The 22,365-nt window shown below is 55.0% G+C and carries 29 protein-coding genes; 6 read left to right on the top strand and 23 right to left on the bottom strand.

What is annotated here, in order from left to right; all coding sequences use genetic code 11:
- Window positions 1-12 precede the first annotated feature (12 nt).
- From PVA01S_RS05310 to purT, 6 genes are all read right to left on the bottom strand, one after another.
- Complete coding sequence (locus tag PVA01S_RS05310) at window positions 13-825, bottom strand: alpha/beta hydrolase (RefSeq protein WP_127605764.1); 813 nt, start codon at window positions 823-825, stop codon at window positions 13-15.
- 34 nt (window positions 826-859) lie between these two features.
- The gene (gene ytxJ / locus PVA01S_RS05305) at window positions 860-1,201 is read right to left on the bottom strand and encodes a bacillithiol system redox-active protein YtxJ (protein WP_127605762.1); all 342 of its coding nucleotides are present in this window, start codon (window positions 1,199-1,201) and stop codon (window positions 860-862) included.
- A gap of 50 nt (window positions 1,202-1,251) precedes the next feature.
- Window positions 1,252-1,758: a metallophosphoesterase family protein gene (locus PVA01S_RS05300; protein WP_127605760.1), complete on the bottom strand. Its 507-nt coding sequence runs from the start codon at window positions 1,756-1,758 to the stop codon at window positions 1,252-1,254.
- Window positions 1,759-1,924: 166 nt separating this feature from the next.
- Window positions 1,925-2,197, bottom strand: coding sequence for a hypothetical protein (locus tag PVA01S_RS05295; protein WP_127605758.1), 273 nt, complete (start codon window positions 2,195-2,197; stop codon window positions 1,925-1,927).
- 64 nt (window positions 2,198-2,261) lie between these two features.
- Window positions 2,262-3,050: a TIGR00266 family protein gene (locus PVA01S_RS05290; protein ID WP_054796447.1), complete on the bottom strand. Its 789-nt coding sequence runs from the start codon at window positions 3,048-3,050 to the stop codon at window positions 2,262-2,264.
- Window positions 3,051-3,147: 97 nt separating this feature from the next.
- Window positions 3,148-4,329 (bottom strand): formate-dependent phosphoribosylglycinamide formyltransferase, encoded by a 1,182-nt coding sequence (purT, locus tag PVA01S_RS05285; protein WP_127605756.1) that lies wholly within the window; start codon window positions 4,327-4,329, stop codon window positions 3,148-3,150.
- A gap of 248 nt (window positions 4,330-4,577) precedes the next feature.
- Between purT and PVA01S_RS05280 the strand changes: the two genes are divergently transcribed.
- Window positions 4,578-4,901, top strand: a complete 324-nt coding sequence (locus tag PVA01S_RS05280) for a winged helix-turn-helix transcriptional regulator (RefSeq protein WP_054796475.1) — start codon at window positions 4,578-4,580, stop codon at window positions 4,899-4,901.
- Between the two features lie 35 nt (window positions 4,902-4,936).
- Here the strand turns inward: PVA01S_RS05280 and PVA01S_RS05275 are convergent, their stop codons facing one another.
- Both PVA01S_RS05275 and PVA01S_RS05270 read right to left on the bottom strand, forming a co-directional pair.
- Complete coding sequence (locus tag PVA01S_RS05275) at window positions 4,937-5,107, bottom strand: hypothetical protein (RefSeq protein WP_244932905.1); 171 nt, start codon at window positions 5,105-5,107, stop codon at window positions 4,937-4,939.
- 114 nt (window positions 5,108-5,221) lie between these two features.
- Window positions 5,222-5,425, bottom strand: a complete 204-nt coding sequence (locus PVA01S_RS05270; protein ID WP_054799415.1) for an aspartyl-phosphate phosphatase Spo0E family protein — start codon at window positions 5,423-5,425, stop codon at window positions 5,222-5,224.
- Between the two features lie 231 nt (window positions 5,426-5,656).
- Here PVA01S_RS05270 and PVA01S_RS05265 point away from each other — a divergent pair, with 231 nt between their 5' ends.
- Window positions 5,657-6,367 (top strand): response regulator transcription factor, encoded by a 711-nt coding sequence (locus PVA01S_RS05265; protein WP_127605754.1) that lies wholly within the window; start codon window positions 5,657-5,659, stop codon window positions 6,365-6,367.
- 53 nt (window positions 6,368-6,420) lie between these two features.
- Here PVA01S_RS05265 and PVA01S_RS05260 read toward each other — a convergent pair whose 3' ends face one another.
- The 9 genes from PVA01S_RS05260 to PVA01S_RS05225 form a co-directional block, all read right to left on the bottom strand.
- The gene (locus PVA01S_RS05260) at window positions 6,421-7,161 is read right to left on the bottom strand and encodes a YhcN/YlaJ family sporulation lipoprotein (RefSeq protein ID WP_054796446.1); all 741 of its coding nucleotides are present in this window, start codon (window positions 7,159-7,161) and stop codon (window positions 6,421-6,423) included.
- 84 nt (window positions 7,162-7,245) lie between these two features.
- A complete protein-coding gene (locus tag PVA01S_RS05255; protein ID WP_236595907.1) occupies window positions 7,246-7,767 on the bottom strand; it encodes a hypothetical protein in 522 nt (173 codons plus the stop codon).
- Between the two features lie 23 nt (window positions 7,768-7,790).
- Window positions 7,791-8,438 (bottom strand): trimeric intracellular cation channel family protein, encoded by a 648-nt coding sequence (locus PVA01S_RS05250; protein WP_127605752.1) that lies wholly within the window; start codon window positions 8,436-8,438, stop codon window positions 7,791-7,793.
- Window positions 8,439-8,442: 4 nt separating this feature from the next.
- Window positions 8,443-9,522 (bottom strand): Gfo/Idh/MocA family protein, encoded by a 1,080-nt coding sequence (locus PVA01S_RS05245; protein WP_054796445.1) that lies wholly within the window; start codon window positions 9,520-9,522, stop codon window positions 8,443-8,445.
- A gap of 37 nt (window positions 9,523-9,559) precedes the next feature.
- Window positions 9,560-10,219, bottom strand: coding sequence for a response regulator transcription factor (locus PVA01S_RS05240; RefSeq protein ID WP_054796444.1), 660 nt, complete (start codon window positions 10,217-10,219; stop codon window positions 9,560-9,562).
- A 6-nt stretch (window positions 10,220-10,225) separates the two neighbouring features.
- A complete protein-coding gene (locus tag PVA01S_RS27155; protein ID WP_244932904.1) occupies window positions 10,226-10,774 on the bottom strand; it encodes a sensor histidine kinase in 549 nt (182 codons plus the stop codon).
- Window positions 10,775-10,906: 132 nt separating this feature from the next.
- A complete protein-coding gene (locus PVA01S_RS27150) occupies window positions 10,907-11,620 on the bottom strand; it encodes a hypothetical protein (protein WP_244932903.1) in 714 nt (237 codons plus the stop codon).
- Window positions 11,621-11,639: 19 nt separating this feature from the next.
- Complete coding sequence (gene kapB / locus PVA01S_RS05230; protein ID WP_054796443.1) at window positions 11,640-12,023, bottom strand: kinase-associated lipoprotein KapB; 384 nt, start codon at window positions 12,021-12,023, stop codon at window positions 11,640-11,642.
- A 45-nt stretch (window positions 12,024-12,068) separates the two neighbouring features.
- Complete coding sequence (locus PVA01S_RS05225) at window positions 12,069-12,407, bottom strand: thioredoxin family protein (RefSeq protein WP_054796442.1); 339 nt, start codon at window positions 12,405-12,407, stop codon at window positions 12,069-12,071.
- Window positions 12,408-12,514: 107 nt separating this feature from the next.
- On the opposite strand from PVA01S_RS05225, the gene PVA01S_RS05220 reads away from it, so the two are divergent.
- Window positions 12,515-12,703: a hypothetical protein gene (locus PVA01S_RS05220; RefSeq protein WP_054796473.1), complete on the top strand. Its 189-nt coding sequence runs from the start codon at window positions 12,515-12,517 to the stop codon at window positions 12,701-12,703.
- Window positions 12,704-12,810: 107 nt separating this feature from the next.
- Here PVA01S_RS05220 and abc-f read toward each other — a convergent pair whose 3' ends face one another.
- From abc-f to PVA01S_RS05205, 3 genes are all read right to left on the bottom strand, one after another.
- Window positions 12,811-14,424 (bottom strand): ribosomal protection-like ABC-F family protein, encoded by a 1,614-nt coding sequence (gene abc-f / locus PVA01S_RS05215; RefSeq protein ID WP_054799417.1) that lies wholly within the window; start codon window positions 14,422-14,424, stop codon window positions 12,811-12,813.
- Window positions 14,425-14,539: 115 nt separating this feature from the next.
- Entirely contained in the window at window positions 14,540-16,483 is a 1,944-nt protein-coding gene (locus PVA01S_RS05210) for an ABC-F family ATP-binding cassette domain-containing protein (protein ID WP_127605750.1), read from the bottom strand.
- A 45-nt stretch (window positions 16,484-16,528) separates the two neighbouring features.
- Window positions 16,529-17,575 carry a M42 family metallopeptidase gene (locus tag PVA01S_RS05205; protein WP_372812889.1) on the bottom strand — a complete coding sequence of 349 codons (1,047 nt, stop codon included), beginning with the start codon at window positions 17,573-17,575 and terminating at the stop codon, window positions 16,529-16,531.
- A 105-nt stretch (window positions 17,576-17,680) separates the two neighbouring features.
- Between PVA01S_RS05205 and PVA01S_RS05200 the strand changes: the two genes are divergently transcribed.
- Both PVA01S_RS05200 and PVA01S_RS05195 read left to right on the top strand, forming a co-directional pair.
- Window positions 17,681-18,013 carry an ASCH domain-containing protein gene (locus PVA01S_RS05200; RefSeq protein WP_127605747.1) on the top strand — a complete coding sequence of 111 codons (333 nt, stop codon included), beginning with the start codon at window positions 17,681-17,683 and terminating at the stop codon, window positions 18,011-18,013.
- Window positions 18,014-18,157: 144 nt separating this feature from the next.
- Window positions 18,158-18,589: a DUF2269 family protein gene (locus tag PVA01S_RS05195; protein ID WP_127605745.1), complete on the top strand. Its 432-nt coding sequence runs from the start codon at window positions 18,158-18,160 to the stop codon at window positions 18,587-18,589.
- Between the two features lie 8 nt (window positions 18,590-18,597).
- Here the strand turns inward: PVA01S_RS05195 and PVA01S_RS05190 are convergent, their stop codons facing one another.
- Both PVA01S_RS05190 and PVA01S_RS05185 read right to left on the bottom strand, forming a co-directional pair.
- The gene (locus PVA01S_RS05190) at window positions 18,598-18,888 is read right to left on the bottom strand and encodes a Dabb family protein (RefSeq protein WP_054796439.1); all 291 of its coding nucleotides are present in this window, start codon (window positions 18,886-18,888) and stop codon (window positions 18,598-18,600) included.
- A gap of 160 nt (window positions 18,889-19,048) precedes the next feature.
- Window positions 19,049-19,933 carry a PP2C family protein-serine/threonine phosphatase gene (locus tag PVA01S_RS05185; protein WP_127605743.1) on the bottom strand — a complete coding sequence of 295 codons (885 nt, stop codon included), beginning with the start codon at window positions 19,931-19,933 and terminating at the stop codon, window positions 19,049-19,051.
- 292 nt (window positions 19,934-20,225) lie between these two features.
- Between PVA01S_RS05185 and PVA01S_RS05180 the strand changes: the two genes are divergently transcribed.
- Entirely contained in the window at window positions 20,226-20,615 is a 390-nt protein-coding gene (locus PVA01S_RS05180) for a RidA family protein (RefSeq protein WP_127605741.1), read from the top strand.
- Between the two features lie 13 nt (window positions 20,616-20,628).
- Here the strand turns inward: PVA01S_RS05180 and PVA01S_RS05175 are convergent, their stop codons facing one another.
- Window positions 20,629-22,281 carry a DUF6382 domain-containing protein gene (locus tag PVA01S_RS05175; RefSeq protein WP_372812782.1) on the bottom strand — a complete coding sequence of 551 codons (1,653 nt, stop codon included), beginning with the start codon at window positions 22,279-22,281 and terminating at the stop codon, window positions 20,629-20,631.
- Window positions 22,282-22,365 lie beyond the last annotated feature (84 nt).

Here is a 22,365-nt window from a genome sequence, read left to right as displayed (position 1 = left end):
CCACCTGTCTCCTTACCGCGCCGGCTCGGTGACTTGCAGCGCTTTCTCGATAAACCGCAGCGCATCCGTCAGATGTTCGCTGAAATACGACCATTGATGGTCGCCTTCGAACTCCATATACTCATGCGGATAACCGAGCTGATCAAGCAGCGCTTTGAACGCCTGGTTGGCCGGGAACAGAAAGTCCGAACGGCCGCAGTTGAAATGCAGCGCCGGTCTTGCCTCATCCTTCACCCGCCGCCCCGCCAACACGTGCAAATCCAGCTCCTTGGCGTAAGGCCCGTACATTGGCCCCATGATCCGCGGCGTCGTGTCCGAGCGCAGATCCTGCGGAGTCATCAAGGAAACCGACACGAGCGCTCCCGAGATGCTTGCGGCTGCACTGAACACGTCGGGGTTGCGCAGCGCCAGCGCAAAGGCGCCGTAACCGCCCATCGACAGCCCGCACACGGCGCGTTTCGACCGGTCGGCAATCGTGCGGAATTCATGGTCGATGGTCGGGATCAAATCCTGGAGGATGTAATCCTCGAATCGCCCCGTCCCATCATACCAATTGACGTAAAACGTCCCGTGCCCGTACCCGCCGTCGTTCGGCATAACGACTATGCTCTCGCTGAGCTCCCGGGAAGCGATTAACGCATCCAGGGTCGCTTCCGCGTTTCCTTTCACCGTCCAGCTCGTTTCGTCGCCGTGCAGCCCGTGCAATAAATAAACAACGGGGTAACGACGATCCTCATCGAGATGATAACTATCGGGAACATAAACCTGGCACACTTTCCGGGCGAATAACGCTGCAGAAAAAAACGAAAACGGTTGAACGGCCATACGCTCTCTCCTCTACCCGGTGACTAAACTTGCCTTAGTTCAAGACGGCATGAATGTGTTCTTCCGTGATCGCCCAATGGGACGTATTCCATACGGTATCTTTGTTTTTCACGTATAAAATTTGCGGCGAAGCGTGTTTCACGCCGGTATCTTCAGCGATTTGGTTGGACACCGGACGCGATTCGATCACCTTCACCAGCAAGTAATCAACCTCCGGGTTCGGCGTCTTCCCAAGGTATGCTTCATACTCTTGCAGGGCATTGAAGCTCACCGGACAGGCCGTGCTATGTTTCAGAATAACAATTGGCTTGCTGACGCTGGCCGTGAGCGCTTGTTCCCACTCTTCGTTCGTCGTAATTTCTTTCCAAGAAGCCATGTTCAGGTTCCTCCGTCTCCTAATGGGTTTATTGAATCGTGAATGGAACGTTAGCTGCGATCCGCATAATAGAAGTGCGTGGCTTCGATGCGGTCCGTCAGCTCGATGATGCCGTATGAGTACTGCGGCTGCCGCCGCTTGTCAGCGGCCGAACCGGGATTGAACAGCAAAGTGCCGCCCCGTCTTTCCAGGAACGGGATGTGCGAATGACCGAAAATGACCACATCGACGGTCGAGTGTCCATGCGTGTCGCAGAACGACTGAAAGGCGGTCTCGGGAGTCGAGCGTCCCCCGTCCCCGTGAACGAGTCCGATGCGAAACCCGCCGAGCGCAAGCACCTTTCGCTTGCCGAACCGTCGGATGATCTCCACCCCGTCGTTGTTTCCGGCTACACCGTCCACAGGGGCGATCGATTCGAATAAGGCGACGATCGATTCGTCGATCCAGTCGCCGGCATGCAGGATGCAGTCCACGCCTTGCAGGCCGCGCACGAGCGCTGCCGGAAGTGCCGTCGAGCGGCTGTTTAAATGGGTGTCGGATACGACGCCGATTCGCATGGCACAACCCCTTTCGCCTTTAACAACATTTTACCATAGTTCCCCTCTGCAGGACAAAAGATCAATGCTTTAACCCTGCCATGCGGCGGCAGGTTTTTAACAAACGACAAGCCCGCAGGCAGAAAACCTACGGGCTTGTCGCGCCGCGCAACGAGTGCGAGACTGCTTATTGAGGAGTTCCGGCCTTCTCGAGCGCCTGGCTGGAAATGGTTTCCTTGAACTTGGACATGCAGTTGCAAAGAAAATCTTTGCGGCAAATCGGGCAAGGCTCCTTCAGCAAGCGGTTGATATGAGTCGGCCTTGGTTGACCGGACGCATCCTTTTCATAAATCAAACGGCATACGGTCCTGTCTTTCATTTGAGCAACGATTTCGAACAATCCGTTCTTCGGATTGTGACTGACGATTTTGGCATCGACGACTTGTGGGTTATATGCCATCTTCGCACCCCTTTTCCAAAAAATAATGAGAGGTTACTTATTTGTATTTAGAATCATATCGCTCTTAACGGTCGCCGTCAAGCAGGTTGCCTAGTCCGCCGAGAATGCTCCCCTCTTCTTTACGCCCGCCCGGCCCCGCCGCGCTCATGACGCGGTCGGCCAGACGGCTGAACGGCAGCGATTGAATCCACACCCGTCCCGGTCCGCGCAGCGTTGCGAAGAACAAACCCTCGCCTCCGAATAAAGCGGTTTTGACACCTTTCACGAACTCGATGTCGTAATCGACTTCCTGCGTCATAGCTACCAAACATCCGGTATCGACGCGAATCAGCTCACCCGGCCGCAGCACGCGTTCGCAAATCGCCCCGCCCGCATGCACGAACGCCAGTCCGTCGCCTTCGATCTTCTGCATGATAAAGCCTTCGCCTCCGAAGAAGCCCGTCCCCAGCTTACGCTGAAAATCGATGCCGACTGAGACGCCCTTCGCGGCACACAGGAAGGCGTCCTTCTGACAAATGATTTTATTGCCGAGCTCGGATAAATCCATCGGCATAATACGGCCCGGGTACGGAGAGGCGAAGCTGACCCGCTCTTTCCCGGAACCGCGGTTCGTAAAGAGCGTCATGAACAGGCTCTCGCCGGTTAACAACCGCTTGCCCGCGCCGAACAGCTTCCCCATCAGCCCTTTCCCCTGATCGCTGCCGTCGCCGAAAATCGTCTCCATATGGATACTCTGATCCATCATCATTAAGCTGCCCGCCTCGGCAATTACGCTTTCGCCGGGATCGAGCTCAATTTCAACGTATTGCATTTCGGAGCCCACAATTTGATAATCGATTTCATGTGCGTTCATCGGTTCCTCTCCCCTTCTTCATCCTGCTTATATGCATATGTACGAGACGATCAGCTGCGCGTTTCACTTATAACCGGGAAGCTCGGACGGATACGAGTTAGGACGTATAGTCGATATGTAATTTTTCTGCGGCTTGTTTAGCCTGTTCTCTCGCTTGGGACGTCGTGTCCGCCGAGCTCAGCGCGACAGCCATCCTTCGGCCGGGCTTCGTCTCCGGTTTGCCGAAGACGCGGACCTGCGTGTTCGGAACCGCCAGCGCTTCCCCGATGCCGCCTATGCGGAAATCCGTGCTGTCGCGATCCGCCTTCAACGTATACGACGCACCCGGCGTCAACAGACGAACCGTCGGAATCGGATAGCCGAGTATCGCCCTTACATGCAGCGCAAATTCGGACAAGTCCTGCGTCGCCATCGTGACCATACCGGTGTCGTGCGGCCGCGGGCTCACTTCGCTGAAGTACACGCGGTCCGTCGATAAGAACAGTTCAACGCCGTATAGCCCGTATCCGCCAAGCGCATCGGTGATCGCTTTCGCAATCGCTTGCGACGCTTCGATTTGCGCCGCGGACATCTCGTGAGGCTGCCACGATTCGATATAGTCGCCGTCCTTCTGAATATGGCCGATCGGCGCGCAATAAGCCGTGCCGCTGACCGAACGGACCGTCAGCAGCGTAATCTCCGAATCGAACTTGATAAATTCTTCGACGATGACGCGGGTCCGCTTGGCGCGGCCGCCTTCCATCGCATAGTTCCACGACGTCTCGATATCCTCCGGGGTCCGGCAGACGCTCTGTCCTTTGCCGGACGAGCTCATGACCGGCTTAATCACGCAAGGAGTGCCGATCTCGGCAACGGCAGCGCGAAGCTCCTCCAGACTATCGGCGAACGCGTACTTCGCCGTCGGCAGCCCGAGCGTTTCCGCAGCCAGGCGGCGGATGCCTTCACGATCCATCGTCAACCGCGCCGCATTCGCGGTCGGCACGACCCGGTACCCTTCCGACTCGAGCTCGACGAGCGTCGGCGTCGCGATCGCTTCGATCTCCGGCACGATCAGATCCGGCCGCTCCTGCTCGATAATCCGCCGCAGCGCTTCCCCGTCCAGCATATTCACGACGTGCGAGCGGTGCGCGACCTGCATGGCCGGCGCATGCGCATAACGGTCGACGGCGATCGTTTCAACACCGAGACGCTGCGCTTCGAGCACGACCTCCTTGCCCAGCTCGCCCGAGCCGAGCAGCAGCATTTTATGGGCTTGTCCTGATAAAGGGGCTCCGTACATCAATAAATCCTCCTGATGGTTAACTTTTTTAGGCCTATCGCAGTTATACTGTACTTGCCTCATTTTTTCAACCAAAAAATGCATTTGCCGGCTTCCGGTTCCGCTCAAAACGACCGAAACCGTTCTAATGACGCTTTGCATCCGGTTATGACCCCAGAATATGTTACTATTTGTGCAAAAACCCTTCATAAAAATCTTACGAAAGTAAAGGAACTTATGATAAAATAAATAAAGAAGAGGTGAGAACGATGAGTGATCAACCGCAAACGATGTGTCCGAAGTTTGAAGCGGCTTTTGAAATTTTAGGTAAACGCTGGACCGGCTTGATTGTCCGCGCGCTGCTGGTGGGCCCGCGCAGATTTAAAGATATTTCAGAAATGATACCCGGTATGAGCGATAGAATGTTGGCCGAACGGTTTAAAGAGCTCGAGGCCGTAGGCGTTATTAGCCGACACGTCTATCCCGAAACGCCGGTGCGAATCGAGTACCAATTGACGGATAAAGGAAAGGCGCTGCGGCCGGTCATGGAAGCCGTGCAGCAATGGGGAGAAGCATGGTGCTGTAAACAGTAACCATGTTTCTTCCTTCTTCATGTTAGGGGGTACGGCTATTCGCCGTACCCCGTTTCAGCCATATAGGTAACGGGGTAGTAAAATAGGCGGCTTCCGCACCGGGGACAGGTTGTCGTCGCTTGGAGGTCGTCCAACCCGTTCATCCACATGGCAAAAGAAAAAGACGATTCATGGTTGATCGTCCGAATGATATCGTTATGTTGCACGTAGTCGCAATCCCGTGTACTGCAGCAAGCGCGCACTTTATAACAGCTGTTCAAGTCGGACACGTCCTTCCGGGAAGTAGTCAAGCTTCCTTTCTTGGTATGTACGCGATCCTTTCATTTTATGCATGACCGATCAAAGACGAACGATGAGCCGTCACACTTTCGGCGCATCGCTTCCAAGATCAGTTCGTCGAGCTCCATACTTATTTTCACTACAAGCGGATCCGTTAGCGTCAAGCCTTTATCGATCACGAGAATGTTTAGATCATCGATGCATTTTTGAATTTGACATCCCAGCTCGCTGCCTGATATGTTCATGATCGATTCCCCCTATTCGTACGTTCGTTTTTGCGAACAACTGCATAACTTGAGAGGCTCTTCGATCTCGGTTACTGTTTATTTACCCTTTACAACAGGATCGAAATCGCCTATTTTACAGTTTACTTTCATTTTGCATCATCTTTTTGGAAAAGTTGCAGACGGACATTAGTTCTCTATGAGCATTGTTAATGATTTCCTACTATTCATCGATATTTGAGGTGGCAAGTCATGTCTAGAATATTGTTGGTTGAAGATGATCATAGTATCGCAGATATGATATCCATCTACTTGAGCGAAGAAAATTATTCGGTCAGCATCGCCTATACCGGCCAAGAAGCTATCGATTTGTTTAACGAAGCTGAACCGGATGTTCTTATACTCGATTTGATGCTGCCGGATACGAACGGTATCGACTTGTGCAAGCAGTTCCGCTCCAAATCGACGGTGCCCATCATGATTGTGTCCGCCAAGAGCGAAGTGGCCGAGCGGGTGAACGCCCTGATGAACGGCGCCGACGATTACATGTGCAAGCCGTTCAGCATGCGCGAGCTGGCTGCCCGTACGAGCGCCCTGCTGCGAAGATCCGCGCTCACGCAAAAGGTCAAAGCGGCCGCTTCTGCCGCTTCCACCAAGCCCGCAGCGCAGCAGGAGACAAGCGATATTGTAGTCGATATGGAGAAACGGTGCATTTACGTGCATCGCCAGCCTGTTGAAACCACCTACTCCGAATTTGAAATCATGAAGCACTTCTGGCTTCATCCGGGCAAAGTGTTTTCCAGGGAGGAGCTGTTGAACAACATTCGCGGCATCGATTCTTTCGTCACCGAGCGCTCCGTAGACGTACATATTACAAATTTACGTAAAAAAGTAGAAACCGATCCCAAGGATCCGAAGCACATCAAGACGGTGTGGGGTGTCGGATACAAGTTCCAGCAGTAAAAAAACTCCTTTATGCCGCATCAAGCGGTTAAAGGAGTTTTTGATGTGTCCGATTATTTCCTGGTATTCCCGTTATCCGGAAACACATACTGAATCATGGTATTAAACTCGTTCGTATAATCGGCGAACGTGCCACGCTCCTGCTCTTCCTTGGCGTAAAAGCGGACACGCTGCACGAAATTCGGGTTGGCCGATACGTATACGTCTTGAATATGGGTCGGCGCCATGGTCAGCACCAGCTTGCGGATTTCGTCGGCTTTGCCGTAGCCGAGCCCTCCGTTCTCCGTCCAGGAAATCCGGTTGGGAGTCCCCTCCACCGCGCCGAATAAACCTGCGCCGCCTTTAGCTGTTATGCGATGACCCCACGTATCCGGATTCGCTTCCTCGTCCGGCTTATGTCCGTCCAGCACTACGGCGACGTACGCGTTAACTTCCGTCAGCAGCACTTGCGCGGCTTGAACGCCTTCAAGATCGGCGATTCTAGACGCTATCCCCGGTTCGAAGCCCATCGTCTTGGCCAGATGTCGATTCGTCATATCGAGCTGCGTGCGTCCGCCGTTTTCCGGCTGCTGGCGGTTCTCCTGTTCTTGAATCCAACGCGGCTTCACACCAAGCGATGCGTCTTCGTTGTTGCGGGAATCGCGGTCGAATAAGGCTTGCTGCCGGTGGTCGTTCAGCCCTCCCCCGGCACTGCTCGTACCCGGCTTGTTGCCTGCGCAGCCGGCAAGCACCAGCAAGCAGACGCCTGAGACGAGCCCTATGCGCTTCGTTCCTTTGCCTAATGCTCGATACATGCTTGACATTCCCTCCTGTCCTCTCCTAACACAACTAAGACTTAAGCTTAGGATGAATCACAGGGTGGAAATTATGCGCCAGCCTTATTTCTTTTTGTCAGATTCAGGGTCGAAGCCGGCATCGACTCCCGATAAGAAGCGGCGCACCGCCTCCTCGGATAAATCTCCCTGTTCCTTAAAGCGGGCCAGCTGCTCCGCGATGCTGCGGCCGATCGACTCGAATTCGGCCTCCTGCGCGGCATACGACGGGTCAAACCATACATAGTCGCCTTCCGGACCGTTGCGCAAAAAGGGCTTTTGCCAATGCTCCGGATACGTGTAAGGCTGCTCTTCGAACAAGATCCCGAGCACGTCGTCGGAGTCAAGCGGAAGCAGTTGATGGAACACTTCATCTTGTGCCCCTGGCGTGCCGATGGCCGCGACGTTGCGATGCAGGTAAGCGTAGTGCAAGTAATGCTCCGCACTCACCTTGTCCTTGCTGATTTCATACAGTTCCAGCTCGCTCTCCTGCAGCGTTCTGACCGTTTCCAACCGCTCTTGAATGGAGGATGAAGGGACGAGCCTCCACTCCTTCCATGAAATACCCGGTTCTTGGTTATTACTCACGATTAGCCCCCCTTATTCCCGATTCAGCTTTTTTCCATGGACGGTTCTTCGGTCAAGTTTAAAGCCCGACGCGGCAGTCGCCAACGACGGAATACGGACATCATCCGGAGAACAACAATGACGGCAAACAAGACGAGCAGCTGCCAAGAGCCTTGCACCCAGCCTAAGCCGATCAAGAAGCCGGTCAGCATCGCCCACACCGCATAAATTTCGTCTCGCAGCACAAGCGGTTTACGGCCCGCCAGCACATCGCGGATGATGCCGCCGCCGATCCCGGTCAGCATGGCGGCAACGATAACCGCGGACAGCGGGGCGTTCATTTGCGTCGCGTACAGCGCCCCCTGAATGGCGAAAGCCGACAGGCCGATCGCGTCGAACAGCGCTTCCCACGTTTTCCACTTGCGAATCCAGCTGACAGGAACGATAAAGACGAGAAATGCGGCGATAAGCGCCGTCAAGAAGTACGTCCGCTGCTCCCACAAGGTCGTCACCGGAATGCCGATCAATACATTGCGAACAACCCCGCCGCCGAAGGCGGTGACGAGGGCCAGTACAAACACGCCTAATATGTCGTACTCTTCTTCCATGGCAACGACCGCGCCCGAAATGGCGAACGCGATCGTGCCGATCATGCTGAATAACTGCAGGTTAATTTGAAGAAGCTCATCCATCCGATTAATCCAAACTCCAATCTAAGTTTACGACGTTCCCGGTACGGGACGATTCGTAAATCGCTTCGAGTACCAAACTGTTCGCCAGGCCCGACATGGCGGACGTCATCGGCTCGCGCCCTTCGCGGACACATTCCAGGAAGTGTGCGTTCATCCGAATGCGGGGACCTTCGTCTCCTTCGGGCACGTTCACTTCCACGTCGGCTGTCCGGTCGAAGAGCTCGGTGTGCAGCGTGCCCTGGCCCATTTTAAGCGAAGCGCCGCCGTCCGTGCCCATTAAATAAATATACGGACCGTTGTCCTGGAACGTCGTATTCGCCGCCCAGCTTACGTCCAGCGTAATCGTACCGCCATTCTCGAGCTTGATCAGCGCGGTTGCCAAATCTTCCACGTCGTAGAAGCCGTTCCAATCCGGCTTGCCCCAGTCGCCGATCCCTTTGCGCTTCGGCCCGAATTCGGCATAGGTCGTACCGAAGACGGACACCGGCTTCGGGCTGCCCATAAAATGCAGCGACAAATCAAGCATATGTACGCCTAAGTCGATTAACGGACCGCCGCCCGCTTTATGCATTTGTGTAAACCAGGAGCCCCAGCCCGGTATTCCTTTACGCCGCATCCAACCGGCTTTCGTATTGTAGATGCGTCCGAGCGCGCCTTTGTCGATCTGCTCCTTCACTTGCAAATACACGGATTCCCAGCGCTGCTGATGCGAAAGCATCAGCACTTTGCCGGATTTATGGTGGGCCTTGACGATTTCCTTCGCAGAAGCGGCATTCATGGCCATCGGTTTCTCCAGCAGCACGTGTTTCCCCGCCTGCAGCGCTTCGATGGCAATCGGCGCATGCACATCGTTCGGGACGGCTATGACGACGGCATCGACCCTCGGATCCTGCAGCAGTTCCTGATAGGTCGCATGAACGTTCGGTATGCCGTATTGCTTCGCCCGTTCGAGGGCGAGCGGCTGGTATACGTCCGTCACAGCCGTGACGACGGCGCCCGGCGTCGCCTGGAAGCCTTTCATATGCTCATTGCCGATACCACCGGCGCCGATGATGCCGATTTGAATCCGATCATTGGCAGACATCGCAAATTTCCTCCCATTCAAGATGTAATGGTGCTTCTTACAGAATGCCCATATCCTTTGCTTTTTGCGCCGCTTCTTTGCTGCTTTTTCCGCCAAGCTTCTTCAAAATGTTGCCTACATGCACTTTCACCGTCCGGATCGAGACGACGAACTTGTCGGCGATTTGCGTCTGCGTGTGCCCTTTCTCAATTAAATCGAGCACTTGAATTTCCGTTGGCGTCAGCAGCTCGCGCAGTTCCTTGGCCCGCACATCCTGTTCGAGCTGCTTCAAGCGCCGGAATTCCTCACGCATTTGCGCCGCTACGCTCGGATGGATGGCGCTGCGGTTCGCATAGGCGCTGCGCACCGCTTTCGGAATTTCAGCGAAATCCGATTTCACCATATAATCGACCGCTCCCGCTCTAAAAGCCTCGAAGATCATGTCCTTTTCCTCCATCGAGGACAACATGATCACCCGCGCGCCGCTGCACTTCACAATCTCGGCCGCCGCCCATAGCCCTTCCGGGCTGTCGGACATCATAATGTCCAGCAGCACGACGTCCGCTTCCGTCCGTTCGAGCAGTTCCACAGCGTCGGCGCCGCTGGAAGCCGTTCCGACGACCTCGATGTCCGCTTCCTTGTTCAAGTAGCTTTTCAAGCCGACCAGCCAATCGGGGTCATCCTCCACGATGGCAACCCGGATGACGTTCGTCTCCATCTCAGATCAACCCTTTCCTTCAACAGAATTATCATGCTGCTGCTTCGGCTTCGGGAACTGCATGAATACGCTCGTGCCCAGCCCCGGCTTGCTGTGCACGTTCATGGTGCCCTTATGCTTATGCACGATGGCATAACAGTAAGACAGCCCTAGTCCGAAATTCATCTTTTTCCCGCTCTTCGTCGAGTAAAAAGGATCGAACACCCGTTTCAGCTGATGCTTTTCCATCCCGATTCCGTTGTCCTTGATTTCCACCACGATTTTCCGTTTCGTCTCCGTCATACGCACGATTAACACGCCGCCTTGCGGCATCGCTTCCATCGCATTCGTCAGCACGTTCGTCCATACTTCGACGAGCTGCGCGCGGTCAGCTTCCATGGCTCCCCTGTACGCATACTCCTCGCGGACCTCGAAGCCGCTTAACTCCGGAGCCAGCATGCGCAGGCATTCGTGCATGACATCGGCGGGAACGATGCGTTCCTTCTGCAGAACGACCTCCTGCGTTTGGCCTTGAATCCGGTACATCATATCGTAAATGTGCTGGGAAGCGTTCATAATCACTTCCAAGTCCCGCACGAGCTCGACCGGATCGGGACTGCCTGTTGCGGCATCGGATTTGATTTTTTCGCCAAACAGCCGAATTTTCCCTACGTCGTTCTTGATCGCATGGTTCAGGATCGACGTTCCCTATGTAATCGCCCTCAGCGTATAATCGAGCTTCTGGTTTTGGATCGAAATTTGCAGCCCCATAAAACCGTACCGAAAGCTGGAGCCTATAATGACCGCAATCGTAAAGGCGATAACCCAGGCGTTATACCGCCACAGCTCATAAATGCCGAGAAACGTCGGAAATAAATATAATGTGAATAGAGCAAAAAATAACGTCGGCGCCGCCGCCGCCGCAACCAGAAACCGGCTGCGGCGCAAGAACGAGTTGCGCTCGCGGTAGGCCGCCGTCAGCAGCAGGCCGATGCCGGTAAGGATATAAGGCGTCGCCCAGAACGTAACATAACCGTAAGGAATCGGATCGTTCGGCTTCGGTTCGAACAGGAACGTTCCGGCAAGCGGCAGAAGCAGTGCCCACGGCAACCATTTACGCCAAGTCCACAGCGGATAATTCGGGTGATAAACGATGGCGAACATCAGGAACGTGTACGGCAGTCCATAGTAACAAATTCGGGACGCAATGAGCTCAGCGTTCGCAAGCAGTTGAGCGACCGGCTCGGTAAGCCATTGTCGCTCGAGCAAGTACGGAACCACCTGATCGGCAATGACCGCGGACAAGCCCCCGGACCCGCCGGTAAAGGCAATGCTGCTGATCCATCGGGTCGTCAGCCGCTTCGGATCGGTTACGAGCAAGAGCAGCCCGACAGTCCATAGACCGATGAGTACGAACAGCATGGTCAATCACTTCCGTCTCTTAGAGATAGTCCTGCTTCAGCTTCTCCAGCTCGCTGAGCGAGCGCTCTGCAAAGCGGCGGAGCCGGTCGAAGCTGGCGATCTCCCGATCGAGGGCCTGCAGCAGCGATTGTTTGTAATCCGGAATCGAACCGTGATAAGCAGCGATCGTTTGCGGCGGCATTAAGGCGATCTCCTGGTAGGCCAGCGCGCGGCGTTCATGAAAGAACGGCACGTCCGGGTTCATCGGATTGTGCAAATCGCCTTGGGCCGGATGTTTCACTACGGCAAGAATGCGCACAGCCGCTTTACCGGTTGACATCAGCTCGATGACTTCGCCGATGTACTCTCCCGTTTTGTATGACGCCGTAACAATTTGACCCGGTTGACATGTATCCGATTGCATATGAATTCTCCCTTCCTTCATTCAGGTTTCGGCTGGATTACGTTGTTACGTTGTTCTCATCCAGGCGTAGAGCTCGGCGACCCCTTCCATTCTGTACCGCTTGCCGGTCGGAACACCGCGCTCCAGTTTGACCAGGCAAGGTACGCTTTCGATCTGCCAGTCATAAGGCAGCTCCCGGCACAAGTTGATGTTCGTCTGTCCGATAGTCAGACCCGGATCCATGGAGGCCACGACCTCCAGCATTCGCCGGCCCGCTTGACATGTGCCGCATAGCGGCGTATGGAACAGCACATAACGCGTCGGTTCGTCCGCTCGGTCCGCAGGCGTAACGGGCGGGAGACTCAGGGCCTTCAGCTCCTTCTCCGACCAGTCGGGCAATCCCATCTCAACGCCCCCTTCTCGGCTTTATTTTTGAATGTTGCTTCCGGGTGGACAAATCCGGTATGATGGTACTATATTGATCTACAGGCAGGTGTATACAAATGTCGGAAATGAATAACTCGGAAGAACCGCGCAAGGTGAGCTTGGCGGATGCGATCAAGAACAAGCTTGCACAGAAGAAACAAGCTCAGCTTGACGCGAAGAACAATCCGCAGCAGCGGGCTGGCAGCGACGCGGTCATGCGCAGCCAGAACAATAAGAAACCGAACAATCAACGCCGTCGTACCGGCGGAAGCTAATCGGCCATAGGTGTTAAAGAAGGATGAGGGCTGCCCGGAAGGGCTGCCGCTCATCCTTTTCTTTTGTCGCGCGCGACGGAAGCAAACGCGCTGGCGTCAGACCTGTATTAAGCGTAGGCAAGCTCGCGCTGACGCTTAATATCGTCGTTCTCCAGAAACTCGTCGTACGTAATGACCTTGTCGATAATTCCGGCCGGCGTAATCTCGATGATGCGGTTGGCGATCGTTTGCACGAACTGATGGTCATGCGAAACGAACAGCATCGTGCCGTCGAAATCGATCAAGCCGTTGTTCAGCGCCGTGATGGATTCAAGATCCAAGTGGTTCGTCGGCTCGTCGAGCAGCAGTACGTTCGCACCGCTCATCATCATTTTGGACAGCATGCAGCGCACTTTCTCGCCTCCGGACAGTACGCTCGCCTTCTTCAGCGCTTCTTCGCCGGAGAACAGCATCCGACCCAGGAACCCGCGGAGGTACGACTCGTCTTGATCCTTCGAATATTGACGCAGCCAATCGACCAAATTCATATCGGACTGGAAATAAGCCGAGTTGTCTTTAGGGAAATAGGCTTGCGTTGTCGTTACGCCCCAGCTGTACTCACCGGAATCGGCTTCGATTTCGCCCATCAGGATTTGGAACAGCGTCGTTTTGGCGATCCCGTTCGGGCCGACAAGGGCGATTTTATCCCCTTTGTTCACGGTGAAAGAGACATTGTTCAGCACAAGCTGGCCGTCGATCGTTTTGTTGATCCGGTCAACCTGCAGCAGTTGTTTGCCCGCTTCGCGTTCCGGCGTAAATTTAATGAACGGATATTTGCGCGTCGACGGCTTGATGTCCTCAAGCTGAAGCTTCTCGAGCGTTTTCTTCCGGGACGTCGCCTGCTTGGACTTGGACGCATTGGCGCTGAATCGGCGAATAAACTCCTCGAGCTCCTTGCGCTTCTCTTCGGTTTTCTTGTTTTGCTCCCGCACGAGCTTGAGCGCCAGTTGGCTGGACTCGTACCAGAAGTCGTAGTTGCCGACGTACAGCTGGATTTTGCTGAAGTCGATGTCTGCGATATGCGTACATACCTGGTTCAGGAAGTGACGGTCATGGGAGACTACGATGACGGTGCCTTCGTAGCGGGACAAGAAGTTCTCCAGCCAGCGGACCGATTCGATGTCCAAATGGTTCGTCGGCTCGTCGAGCAGCAGAATGTTCGGATTGCCGAACAACGCTTGCGCCAGCAGGACGCGCACCTTCTGGCTGCCGTCAAGTTCTTTCATTTTGATATCGTGCAAATCTTTCGGGATGCCAAGACCGATCAGCAGCTCCGCCGCATCGGACTCCGCCTGCCAGCCGTCCAGCTCTTGGAATTCGCCCTCAAGCTCCGCCGCTTTCATGCCGTCATCTTCGGAGAAATCGGGCTTTGCGTAAAGCGCATCCTTTTCCTCCATAATTTGAAACAGTCGGGCGTGGCCTTTAATGACCGTTTTCAACACGTCGATTTCGTCGTATTCAAAATGGTTCTGCTTCAATACGGCCATGCGCTCGCCCGGCGTAATACTCACTTCGCCCTTGTTCGGTTCCAGCTCGCCGGATAAAATTTTCAGGAACGTCGATTTGCCCGCTCCGTTCGCGCCGATCAACCCGTAACAGTTGCCCGGAGTAAATTTGATGTTGACGTCTTCGAATAACGCGCGTTTGCCGTATCTTAACGTGACGTTAGTTACCGTAATCATGAATCGATGACCTACTTTCCCATGGACTAAAACTAAACGATAAAACAAATAGCTTCCAAACGTATATTATAGCATAACTAGAGCTTGTTTCCCAAAAAGATTATACAGCGCGCCTTTATTTCTGTTGGGAGATGCTCTCGACCAGCTCCGACAGCTCCGACCAGCGCTCCATCGCCTGCTCCAGCTTCTCGGTAAGCTCCTGCTCCTCGCGGTAAAGCTCCTGCACTTTGCCGTAGTCGCTCCCGGCTCTCTCGATGCCCCGCTTCACTTCCGCGAGCTTTTCTTCCATATCGGCGATTTTGCCTTCGATTTCGTCCCACTCTTTCTGTTCTTTAAAAGAAAGCTTTCTCGGACGGTTCTGGTTCGCCTCCCGGCGGTCGCCTGCCGTCGATGCCTGGCCTTGCGCACTCTTCGGTGCATCCGCCTTCCCGGTACGAGCCGTATCGCTCTCCTGCTGCCGCTCCTGCTTCGTCTGCTCCAAATATTCGCTGTAGTTGCCGTAAAACTTGCGCACCTTCCCGTCCCCTTCGAAAACGAACAAATGGTCCGCCGTCCGGTCCAGGAAATAACGGTCATGGGAGACGGTGATGACGACACCCGGGAAGTCTTCCAAATACTCTTCGAGAATCGTCAACGTCTGAATGTCGAGATCGTTCGTCGGTTCGTCGAGCAGCAGCACGTTCGGTTCGCCCATCAGCGTCCGCAGCAAATACAGCCTTCTGCGCTCGCCGCCCGACAGCTTGCCGATCGGCGTCCACTGTTGAGCCGAGGTGAACAGGAACCGCTCCAGCATCTGTGAAGCGGTAATGGCTTCGCCGCTGGTCGTGCGGATCACTTCGGCCGCTTCCTTGATGTACTCGATCGCCCGCATCTTCTCGTCCATCTCGACGCTCTCCTGCGTATAGTAGGCAAGCTTAACCGTCGGTCCGACGGCGATTTCGCCGCTGTCCGGCTGAATCCGTCCCGCCAGCATGTTGAGGAACGTCGATTTGCCGGTGCCGTTCGGACCGATGATGCCGATGCGGTCTTCGGGCAGCACGATGTAGCTGAATGAGTCGACGATGCGGCGCGTGTCGTAAGCTTTTGAGACATTCTCAAGCTCCATAATCTTTTTCCCTAGACGGCTTGCGCCCAGCGACATATCGAGGCTCCCGGACGGACCGTCGACCTTGCGGTCGCGCAGCTCGACGACGCGGTCCACGCGCGCCTTCTGCTTCGTCGTCCGCGCTTTTGCGCCTCTTCGCAGCCAGGCCAGCTCGCGCCGCAGCAGGTTCTGCCGCTTGTCTTCCATGGAGGCTTCCCGTTCGAGGCGTTCCGCTTTTTTCTCCAGAAACGAAGCATAGTTCCCTTCGTAGCTGTACAGCTTGCCGCGATCCAGCTCGAACATGCGATTCGTCACCCGGTCCAAGAAGTACCGGTCGTGCGTAACAAGCAGCAGCGCGCCTTTCCACCCGGCGAGGAAACCCTCCAGCCATTCGACCGTCTCGTGGTCGATGTGGTTGGTCGGCTCGTCCAGAATCAGCAGGTCGGCAGGCTGGATGAGCACGCGCGCCATCGCGACGCGTTTGCGCTGGCCGCCGGACAGGGTGCCGACCTTCTGCGCGAAGTCGCGGATGCCGAGCTTGGAGAGCACCGTCTTTGCCGTCGTCTGCGCATCCCAGGCGCCGCTGGCGTCCATCCGGCTTTGCGCGGCGAACAGCTTCGCCTGCCGCTTCTCATCCTCCGGCGCGAGCTGGAGTTCGGCGAGCGCCCATTCGTACTCGCGGAGTGCCTTCATAATCGGCGTATCGCCGTGGAACACCTGTTCGAGCACCGTCGACTCCATGTCGAACTCGGGCTGCTGCGGCAAATATTCGACGTGAAAATGATTGGCGTGCGTCAGCTTGCCGCGCTCCGTCGTTTCAAGACCGGCCATCACCCGAAGCAGCGTCGATTTGCCCGTCCCGTTCACGCCGACGAGGCCGATCCGCTCCTTCTCATTGATTTGAAACGAAATGCCGTCGAACAGCACTTTTTCACCGTAGCTTTTATATAAATCTTCAACCGTCACGATATTCATGATCGCATCTTCCTCTCTTCAAGCGGCTGCTTACGGGCAAGGCTGTTACGCCTCGTACAAGGGCGCCGGGTCCGTCACGTAAGCGGCGAGCAGCGCCGCGGTATGAGCGATGCCTTGCCGGTGCGTCCGTTCCATCGCATGCGAAGCGTGTACGCCAGGACCGATCAGCGCGGCGCGAATGTTGCTGCCTCCGCGCAGGGCGGCCGAGGCGTCGGATCCGTACTGCGGGTAAATGTCGACCGCATAGGACAAGCCTTCGCGTTTAGCCAGCTGGATCAATTGCGACGTCATCGCGTAATCGTAAGGCCCCGACGAGTCTTTGGCGCAAATCGAGACGTCCAGCTCGGTGCTGCGCAGATCGTCACCCATTGCCCCCATATCGACGGCGAGCAATTCGGTAATGGCGGAGGGAATCCATGCGGCGCCGTGCCCGACTTCTTCATACGTGCTAATCAGCAGCTGAAGCGTGCAGGCCGGCTGAACGTTTTCCCTTTTCAGCCATTCCAGCAGTCCGAACAAGGCCGCGACGCCCGCTTTATCATCAAGGTGGCGGGACTTGATATACCCGTTCTGCAAAAATTGCGCGCGCGGATCGAACGAAATAAAGTCGCCTGTCCCGATCCCAAGCGCCTTCACATCCTGCTCCGATGCGACCGGCTCGTCGAGCCTCACTTCCATGACCGCCTCTTCGCGTTTCAGCTCGCGGGCGTCGGCGAACACGTGGACCGACGGCTTGTTGGTCATAATCGTCCCCGTGTAGGTTCGTCCGTCACGCGTGTGGACGAGGCAATACTCGTTCTCCACGGAGCCGAGCATGTAGCCGCCGATAAGCGTGAATCTCAAGGCTCCGTTCGATTTGATCGAACGCACCATAGCGCCCAGCGTATCGACGTGTGCGGATAAGCCGATCGTCCGGCCGGGCTCGCGCCCTTCTACCGTCAGGATGCCGTTGCCCTTGGGCGTCAGCTGCATCGTATAACCGAGCCCCGCGGCTTCCTGCTTCAACAGGCGCATGATATCCGCGCAAAAGCCGCTCGGACTGGGGGTTTCGAGCAGCGTTCGGAGCAGCTGCAGCATATATGACTCGTTCATGTTCAAGTTCACGTCACGCTCCTATATTTGATTCGAATTTCGTTTTCGTGTAAGCTTTTGGATGGAATTGCATAACTGCAGACGAACCCTCAAGGAGGAAACAAAATGACAACCGAAGCATTGCCGCCGAAAACCTGTTCGATCGACCGGATGATTACGGTGGAAGCCGACATTGAGAAAGTATTGAGCGGCCAAAAAACAACTACCCGCCGCAACGGACGGTACGCCGACCCGGGTGAAATTATGGAGCTGCGCGGGCATCGATATGAGGTCACACGCGTCTACCAGCAATCGATCGGCGAATTGACCGACGAGAACGTGCAAACGGAAGGTTACCCGAGTGTAGAGGCCTATAAGACGTACATCATGTCTTTGCATGCCGGGATGCCGTGGATGCCGCAAATGAAAATGTGGGTTCACGAGTTTCGCGCCTTGTAAGAAAAGCTCCTGTTGAAATGAAAACAGTGCAGCGCGGCGCCGTTTGCCCGCTTGAGGACTTCCTCAAGCCGGCGACCGGCCGATCTCGCTACACTTGTTCTTGTTTGTTCACCCATCCCCCTGCTTGGAGGTTGTTTGCCGCTCATGTACGCTTGGCTCGTTTATATTCACGTGATCAGCGCGATGGTATCCATCGGTCCGTTCTTCGTCCTCTTGCCGATGCTTCGCAAGCTGCAAAGCGCCGAAGGCGCCGTCCTGCATACTTATCTGGATTCATTTCAATTCGTCGTGCGACTTTCCAAACATACCGGTCATGTGCTGGTCTTCTCCGGCTTGCTGCTCATGTGGCTCAGCGGGCTGCCATGGACGACCCCGTGGATATTCGGCACGTTCGTCGTGCTGTTCGCTTCACTCTTCTTTATGGCTCGCGCCTTCTCACCGACACTCCGCAAGCTGCGTCAGCCGGATCACGAGCGTGAGGTCCTCGTCCGCAAATTAGGCCGGGCCCTTTATTTGTATATGTTCGTCTTGTTCGTTATGCTCGGTTTGATGGTCATGAAGCCCGCCTTGTGGTAGGGCTTTTCTTAACTTTCGAAATCGACGCACACGCTCGTTCCGTCAACCGCCTGCTTGAGGTACGCTTTCACTTCGACATGCAGCGGGTGGTTATCGTACACACTCAAATCGTCCTTGGAATCGAACTTCGTGATCAGCACGATGTCGTAAGAGCGGTCCGAACGAAGGACGTCAATCCCTACTTCGATCGAACGCAGCACCTCGATTTTGCCTTCCATATTTTTCAGCACCCCAGCCGTCGCTTGGACGGCTTCCGGGCTGCGGTCCTTCAATTTGAACATAACTACGTGTGTCAGCATCTCACGTTCTCCTTTTGTTGCTACGCATTATATGTATCATTCTGCTTATTTACCGGCTTGCACAGCCGACCATTCATCGAAGTTCCAAACCTTGATGGACAACTCATTATATCATTACCTGTAAGGAGGAAGCTAGATCGATTCGCTTCCAAGCTGTCGTTTACGGAAGAAAATAGGATGACAGCCGCAAACGACGCAGCCGGTGCAAGAAAAGCTTTAACCCGATCAAGATCGGGTCGTCGCCCGCATGCCGGTCCATCGCCTTCAACACGAGAATACTGATATTGTCCGCAGCCCGGTGCTCCAGCGTCCGGGAAAGCAGCTCGTCGCAGATCGCCTGCGCGCCCTCCCCGCGGTCCCGGGCTGCCGTCAGCATGACGCGAATTTCCGTTTCCGGGAACGATCCGTGAAATCCGTCGCTGGACAGCAAGAACAGCGTCCCCGGCGTGTAAAGCCCGCTTTGCACCTCGACGCGCGGATTGCCGTTCATTCCGAGAAACGAGAGCAGAACGTTCCGCTTCGGGTGTTTACGTGCCGTCTCATTCGACATCAGCCCCCGCCGCACTTGTCCGTTTACCCAAGTATGATCGCGGGTGAGCCGCTTCAAGTCTTGGCCCGGACTAAATTTGTACACGCGGCAGTCGCCGATATGAACGATCAAATAAACGGCGCCGATCAAAAGAAGCAGCGTAAGCGTCGTTCCTTGACGCTCCCCCTGCTTATGACTTTGTTCCACGATTTGGCCGTGAATCGTTTGGAATTGCCGGACGGCTTCACGCTCGAACGCGCTCCACCGGTCCTTGCGATCGAGCAGCTTCGACAGCCGCTCCTCCAGCCATGTGCGAAGTCCCTCCATCGCGGCGTCCCCGGCCGCCCCGCCGGCCCCAAGCCCGCCCATACCGTCGGCAAGCGCCGCCACGGCATAAGGCGTTCCGCCAGCGGTCAGTCCAATGCGTATCAAAGAGCGGTCGTCGTTCGTCGCACGGTGCCAACCGCTATGGGTGGCGGCGCCATAGTGCCAGTGTACGGCAATCGTTTTTTTCACGGCTCAAGTCTCCAATTTATAGGTGATTTCGGTCGTTATGATGTTTACTATATCATCTTAGCCGAGCGGATGCACCTGAAAAAGGGGTAAAAGTTCGCCGGTCACCCTTGCAACATGGCAAATTCCACAATTTTTGAGTCCATTTGACGACTTCATCTGACACTTAACTGTTTCATATAAAGGAACATCGCAATTGAAAAAAGTGAAGTTTAGCTTTTTACTTGAAATATCGTTACATCACGCCGGATGAATACTCCCGGTGATTGTTAATTGAAAAGGAGATAAATTGTGCATGAGTAAAATCCGACGCATTCAGAAAAACTCCCGGAAAACGGGCGTGCTTTATAGCGACGCCGTGATCTTCGGTAACATGATGATCGTATCCGGGATGCTGCCTACCGATCATCTTGGTCGCCTTGTCGGCTTGGGGAATGCCGAAATCCAGGCCGAGCAAGTATTTCAAAACATCAAGTCGGTTTTAGACGAAGCGGAAGTCCATTTCTCCGATGTCGTCAAACTGACTATCTTTTTGACAGACATCCAACGCCGTTCTGAAATCGCCTCTGTCCGCGAGCGTTATTTCGGCAATGACAAGCCTGCCAGCACACTGGTTGAAGTGAGCAGACTCTCTCACCCCGACGCCCTGATAGAGATTGAAGCCATGGTTTATTTGGGCGATTGAGCTGCGATGATCTTCAAATTTTATAGATGATTTCGGTCGATATAATTTTTACGATATCGCCTTCACGAAGAGGATGCGTCTGATAAGGAACCAACAACTCGCCGTTCAGCCATGTTCCGTTGCGCGATCCAAGATCTTTAACCGCGTATCCGTCCGGCTCTTTCACAAACTCGGCGTGCAGCCGGGATACGCCTGCCTCCTCGATCACCCAGTCGGCCTCCGCCCCTTGGCGTCCGATCACGAAGCTGGGCTTGCTCAGATCGATTCGCTCCAGGCTCCCCCCGCTCCCGCTTCGCGATACTTCCAAATACGGCATTTTCACATGAATGCCTGCTTGCGGCGGGCCAAGCAGGACGGTGGCATCCGATGGAAGCAGCAGCGTCGTTCGACCGCTTAATTCCGAATGGACGGAAGAATGCTGCCACAGGGATGGACCTGCCGCAACGTGACCAGCCTCGTTCCTTGCGGACGACGACTGGAGCGCATAATCTCCGGCTTCATTCTTATTCCATGCGGACGACCAGATCGGGTTATCGCCAGCTTTATCCCATGCTTGCGCCCGGACCGCATAACCGTCCGGTTCGGCAAGCGTCGATCGATCGTCCACCGGCGTATACAATTCTTCCACCAGTCCGGCACGGCTCAAAAATGCGTGCCTGGCTGCCTCCTCCTCTGCTTTCGGCGCCAATACGCCAGCGCTGCCTAGTTCGATGGAGCCGGGTCGTTCATACCCGCGTTCCCGTCCCATTCTCCGATAACCCCATAGTAAAGCAGCTCCCAAGAAAACCGTACTTCCCGCGCTCAAGTAAAGCTTCTGCTCGTTCGGATTTTCCGCATACAGCTTCCAAACGAAGCAAAGCACGAGCACAGCTCCCAGCAGGAGAAACAGCCGCTTCTTAAGCGGTTCAAAGGGTTGCTTTTCCGATTTATCGGGTACCGGTATCACAGCCTCGTCCCCCCAGGGCGTCTCCTTGAACAGGGGAGGTGCAGGCGGAACCAAGTCAGGGCGAACAGCAGACGAGGCTCCCGCCTCCATCATTTCCTGAATGACGGCGGATGGACCTGCTGCCGCTGCCGAACCCGGCGAACGCTCCAGCTGCCGCAGCAGTAACCGCTTCAGTTCCGGAAGGTTGAACGTTTCTTCCTGCAAGTAACGCATCACCTCCTGAAAGCCGTTACCCTGCAGTTCTACGACCCGATGGATCCAGCGGGAGGCCAAATGCTGCAAATCTGTGGAAACCGACGCCTTCCCGTCCAAATGTTCTTTAGGCACATAAGTCAAATACAGATCATCAAGCCCGAACCCGTAAAAAATAAAATCCTCTTTAAGCAAGTAACGTCCAGGCTGCAGCATATACACGCTGCTGTCGTCGAGCACTTCAACGATTTGCAGCAGCAGCCCGTAGTATTGCTTCAAAGAAAGCGGCTCGATTCTAAGCCCCTGCGTTAACATACGTTTGCCTGTAATATTGTAAAACAAAGTCAGCCTGGCGTCTTTTGCTTCCACTTGCAGCTCAAGCAGCTTTGGTATCCGATTCGCTGACACCATCCGCAATTGAAACTCGGACAGTTCTTCCTGCTTCAGACCCTCAGGGGCCGTTAATGTCATAAAGTGACCCTGTTGTTTCTTGTAATCGACCTGAAGCCCGTAGATCGATTGTGTCAAGTTCATCCCCCCTTTATTCCGATCCGATCTTCATCTTTTCCTGCGCCTGGCTCAAAACAATCCGTCCCCCCCATAAATAAACGT

This window comes from Paenibacillus validus NBRC 15382 (assembly GCF_004000985.1).
GTDB classification, from domain to species: Bacteria; Bacillota; Bacilli; order Paenibacillales; family NBRC-103111; genus Paenibacillus_G; species Paenibacillus_G validus.
This window is presented reverse-complemented; position numbering and strand designations above follow the sequence as displayed.

Coding starts and splice junctions, on each gene's coding strand:
- ytxJ (WP_127605762.1), bottom strand. CDS start 1,201: ATGGCTTCTTGGAAAGAAATTACGACGAACGAAGAGTGGGAACAAGCG.
- PVA01S_RS05300 (WP_127605760.1), bottom strand. CDS start 1,758: ATGCGAATCGGCGTCGTATCCGACACCCATTTAAACAGCCGCTCGACG.
- PVA01S_RS05265 (WP_127605754.1), top strand. CDS start 5,657: ATGTCTAGAATATTGTTGGTTGAAGATGATCATAGTATCGCAGATATG.
- kapB (WP_054796443.1), bottom strand. CDS start 12,023: ATGCAATCGGATACATGTCAACCGGGTCAAATTGTTACGGCGTCATAC.
- PVA01S_RS05295 (WP_127605758.1), bottom strand. CDS start 2,197: ATGGCATATAACCCACAAGTCGTCGATGCCAAAATCGTCAGTCACAAT.
- PVA01S_RS05310 (WP_127605764.1), bottom strand. CDS start 825: ATGGCCGTTCAACCGTTTTCGTTTTTTTCTGCAGCGTTATTCGCCCGG.
- PVA01S_RS05250 (WP_127605752.1), bottom strand. CDS start 8,438: ATGGATGAGCTTCTTCAAATTAACCTGCAGTTATTCAGCATGATCGGC.
- PVA01S_RS05210 (WP_127605750.1), bottom strand. CDS start 16,483: ATGAATATCGTGACGGTTGAAGATTTATATAAAAGCTACGGTGAAAAA.
- PVA01S_RS05190 (WP_054796439.1), bottom strand. CDS start 18,888: ATGCTGACACACGTAGTTATGTTCAAATTGAAGGACCGCAGCCCGGAA.
- PVA01S_RS27155 (WP_244932904.1), bottom strand. CDS start 10,774: ATGAACGCTTCCCAGCACATTTACGATATGATGTACCGGATTCAAGGC.
- PVA01S_RS05200 (WP_127605747.1), top strand. CDS start 17,681: ATGACAACCGAAGCATTGCCGCCGAAAACCTGTTCGATCGACCGGATG.
- PVA01S_RS05225 (WP_054796442.1), bottom strand. CDS start 12,407: ATGGGATTGCCCGACTGGTCGGAGAAGGAGCTGAAGGCCCTGAGTCTC.
- PVA01S_RS05205 (WP_372812889.1), bottom strand. CDS start 17,575: ATGAACGAGTCATATATGCTGCAGCTGCTCCGAACGCTGCTCGAAACC.
- PVA01S_RS05245 (WP_054796445.1), bottom strand. CDS start 9,522: ATGTCTGCCAATGATCGGATTCAAATCGGCATCATCGGCGCCGGTGGT.
- PVA01S_RS05195 (WP_127605745.1), top strand. CDS start 18,158: ATGTACGCTTGGCTCGTTTATATTCACGTGATCAGCGCGATGGTATCC.
- PVA01S_RS27150 (WP_244932903.1), bottom strand. CDS start 11,620: ATGCTGTTCGTACTCATCGGTCTATGGACTGTCGGGCTGCTCTTGCTC.
- PVA01S_RS05260 (WP_054796446.1), bottom strand. CDS start 7,161: ATGTATCGAGCATTAGGCAAAGGAACGAAGCGCATAGGGCTCGTCTCA.
- abc-f (WP_054799417.1), bottom strand. CDS start 14,424: ATGATTACGGTAACTAACGTCACGTTAAGATACGGCAAACGCGCGTTA.
- PVA01S_RS05270 (WP_054799415.1), bottom strand. CDS start 5,425: ATGAACATATCAGGCAGCGAGCTGGGATGTCAAATTCAAAAATGCATC.
- PVA01S_RS05290 (WP_054796447.1), bottom strand. CDS start 3,050: ATGAACGCACATGAAATCGATTATCAAATTGTGGGCTCCGAAATGCAA.
- purT (WP_127605756.1), bottom strand. CDS start 4,329: ATGTACGGAGCCCCTTTATCAGGACAAGCCCATAAAATGCTGCTGCTC.
- PVA01S_RS05240 (WP_054796444.1), bottom strand. CDS start 10,219: ATGGAGACGAACGTCATCCGGGTTGCCATCGTGGAGGATGACCCCGAT.
- PVA01S_RS05180 (WP_127605741.1), top strand. CDS start 20,226: ATGAGTAAAATCCGACGCATTCAGAAAAACTCCCGGAAAACGGGCGTG.
- PVA01S_RS05220 (WP_054796473.1), top strand. CDS start 12,515: ATGAATAACTCGGAAGAACCGCGCAAGGTGAGCTTGGCGGATGCGATC.
- PVA01S_RS05280 (WP_054796475.1), top strand. CDS start 4,578: ATGAGTGATCAACCGCAAACGATGTGTCCGAAGTTTGAAGCGGCTTTT.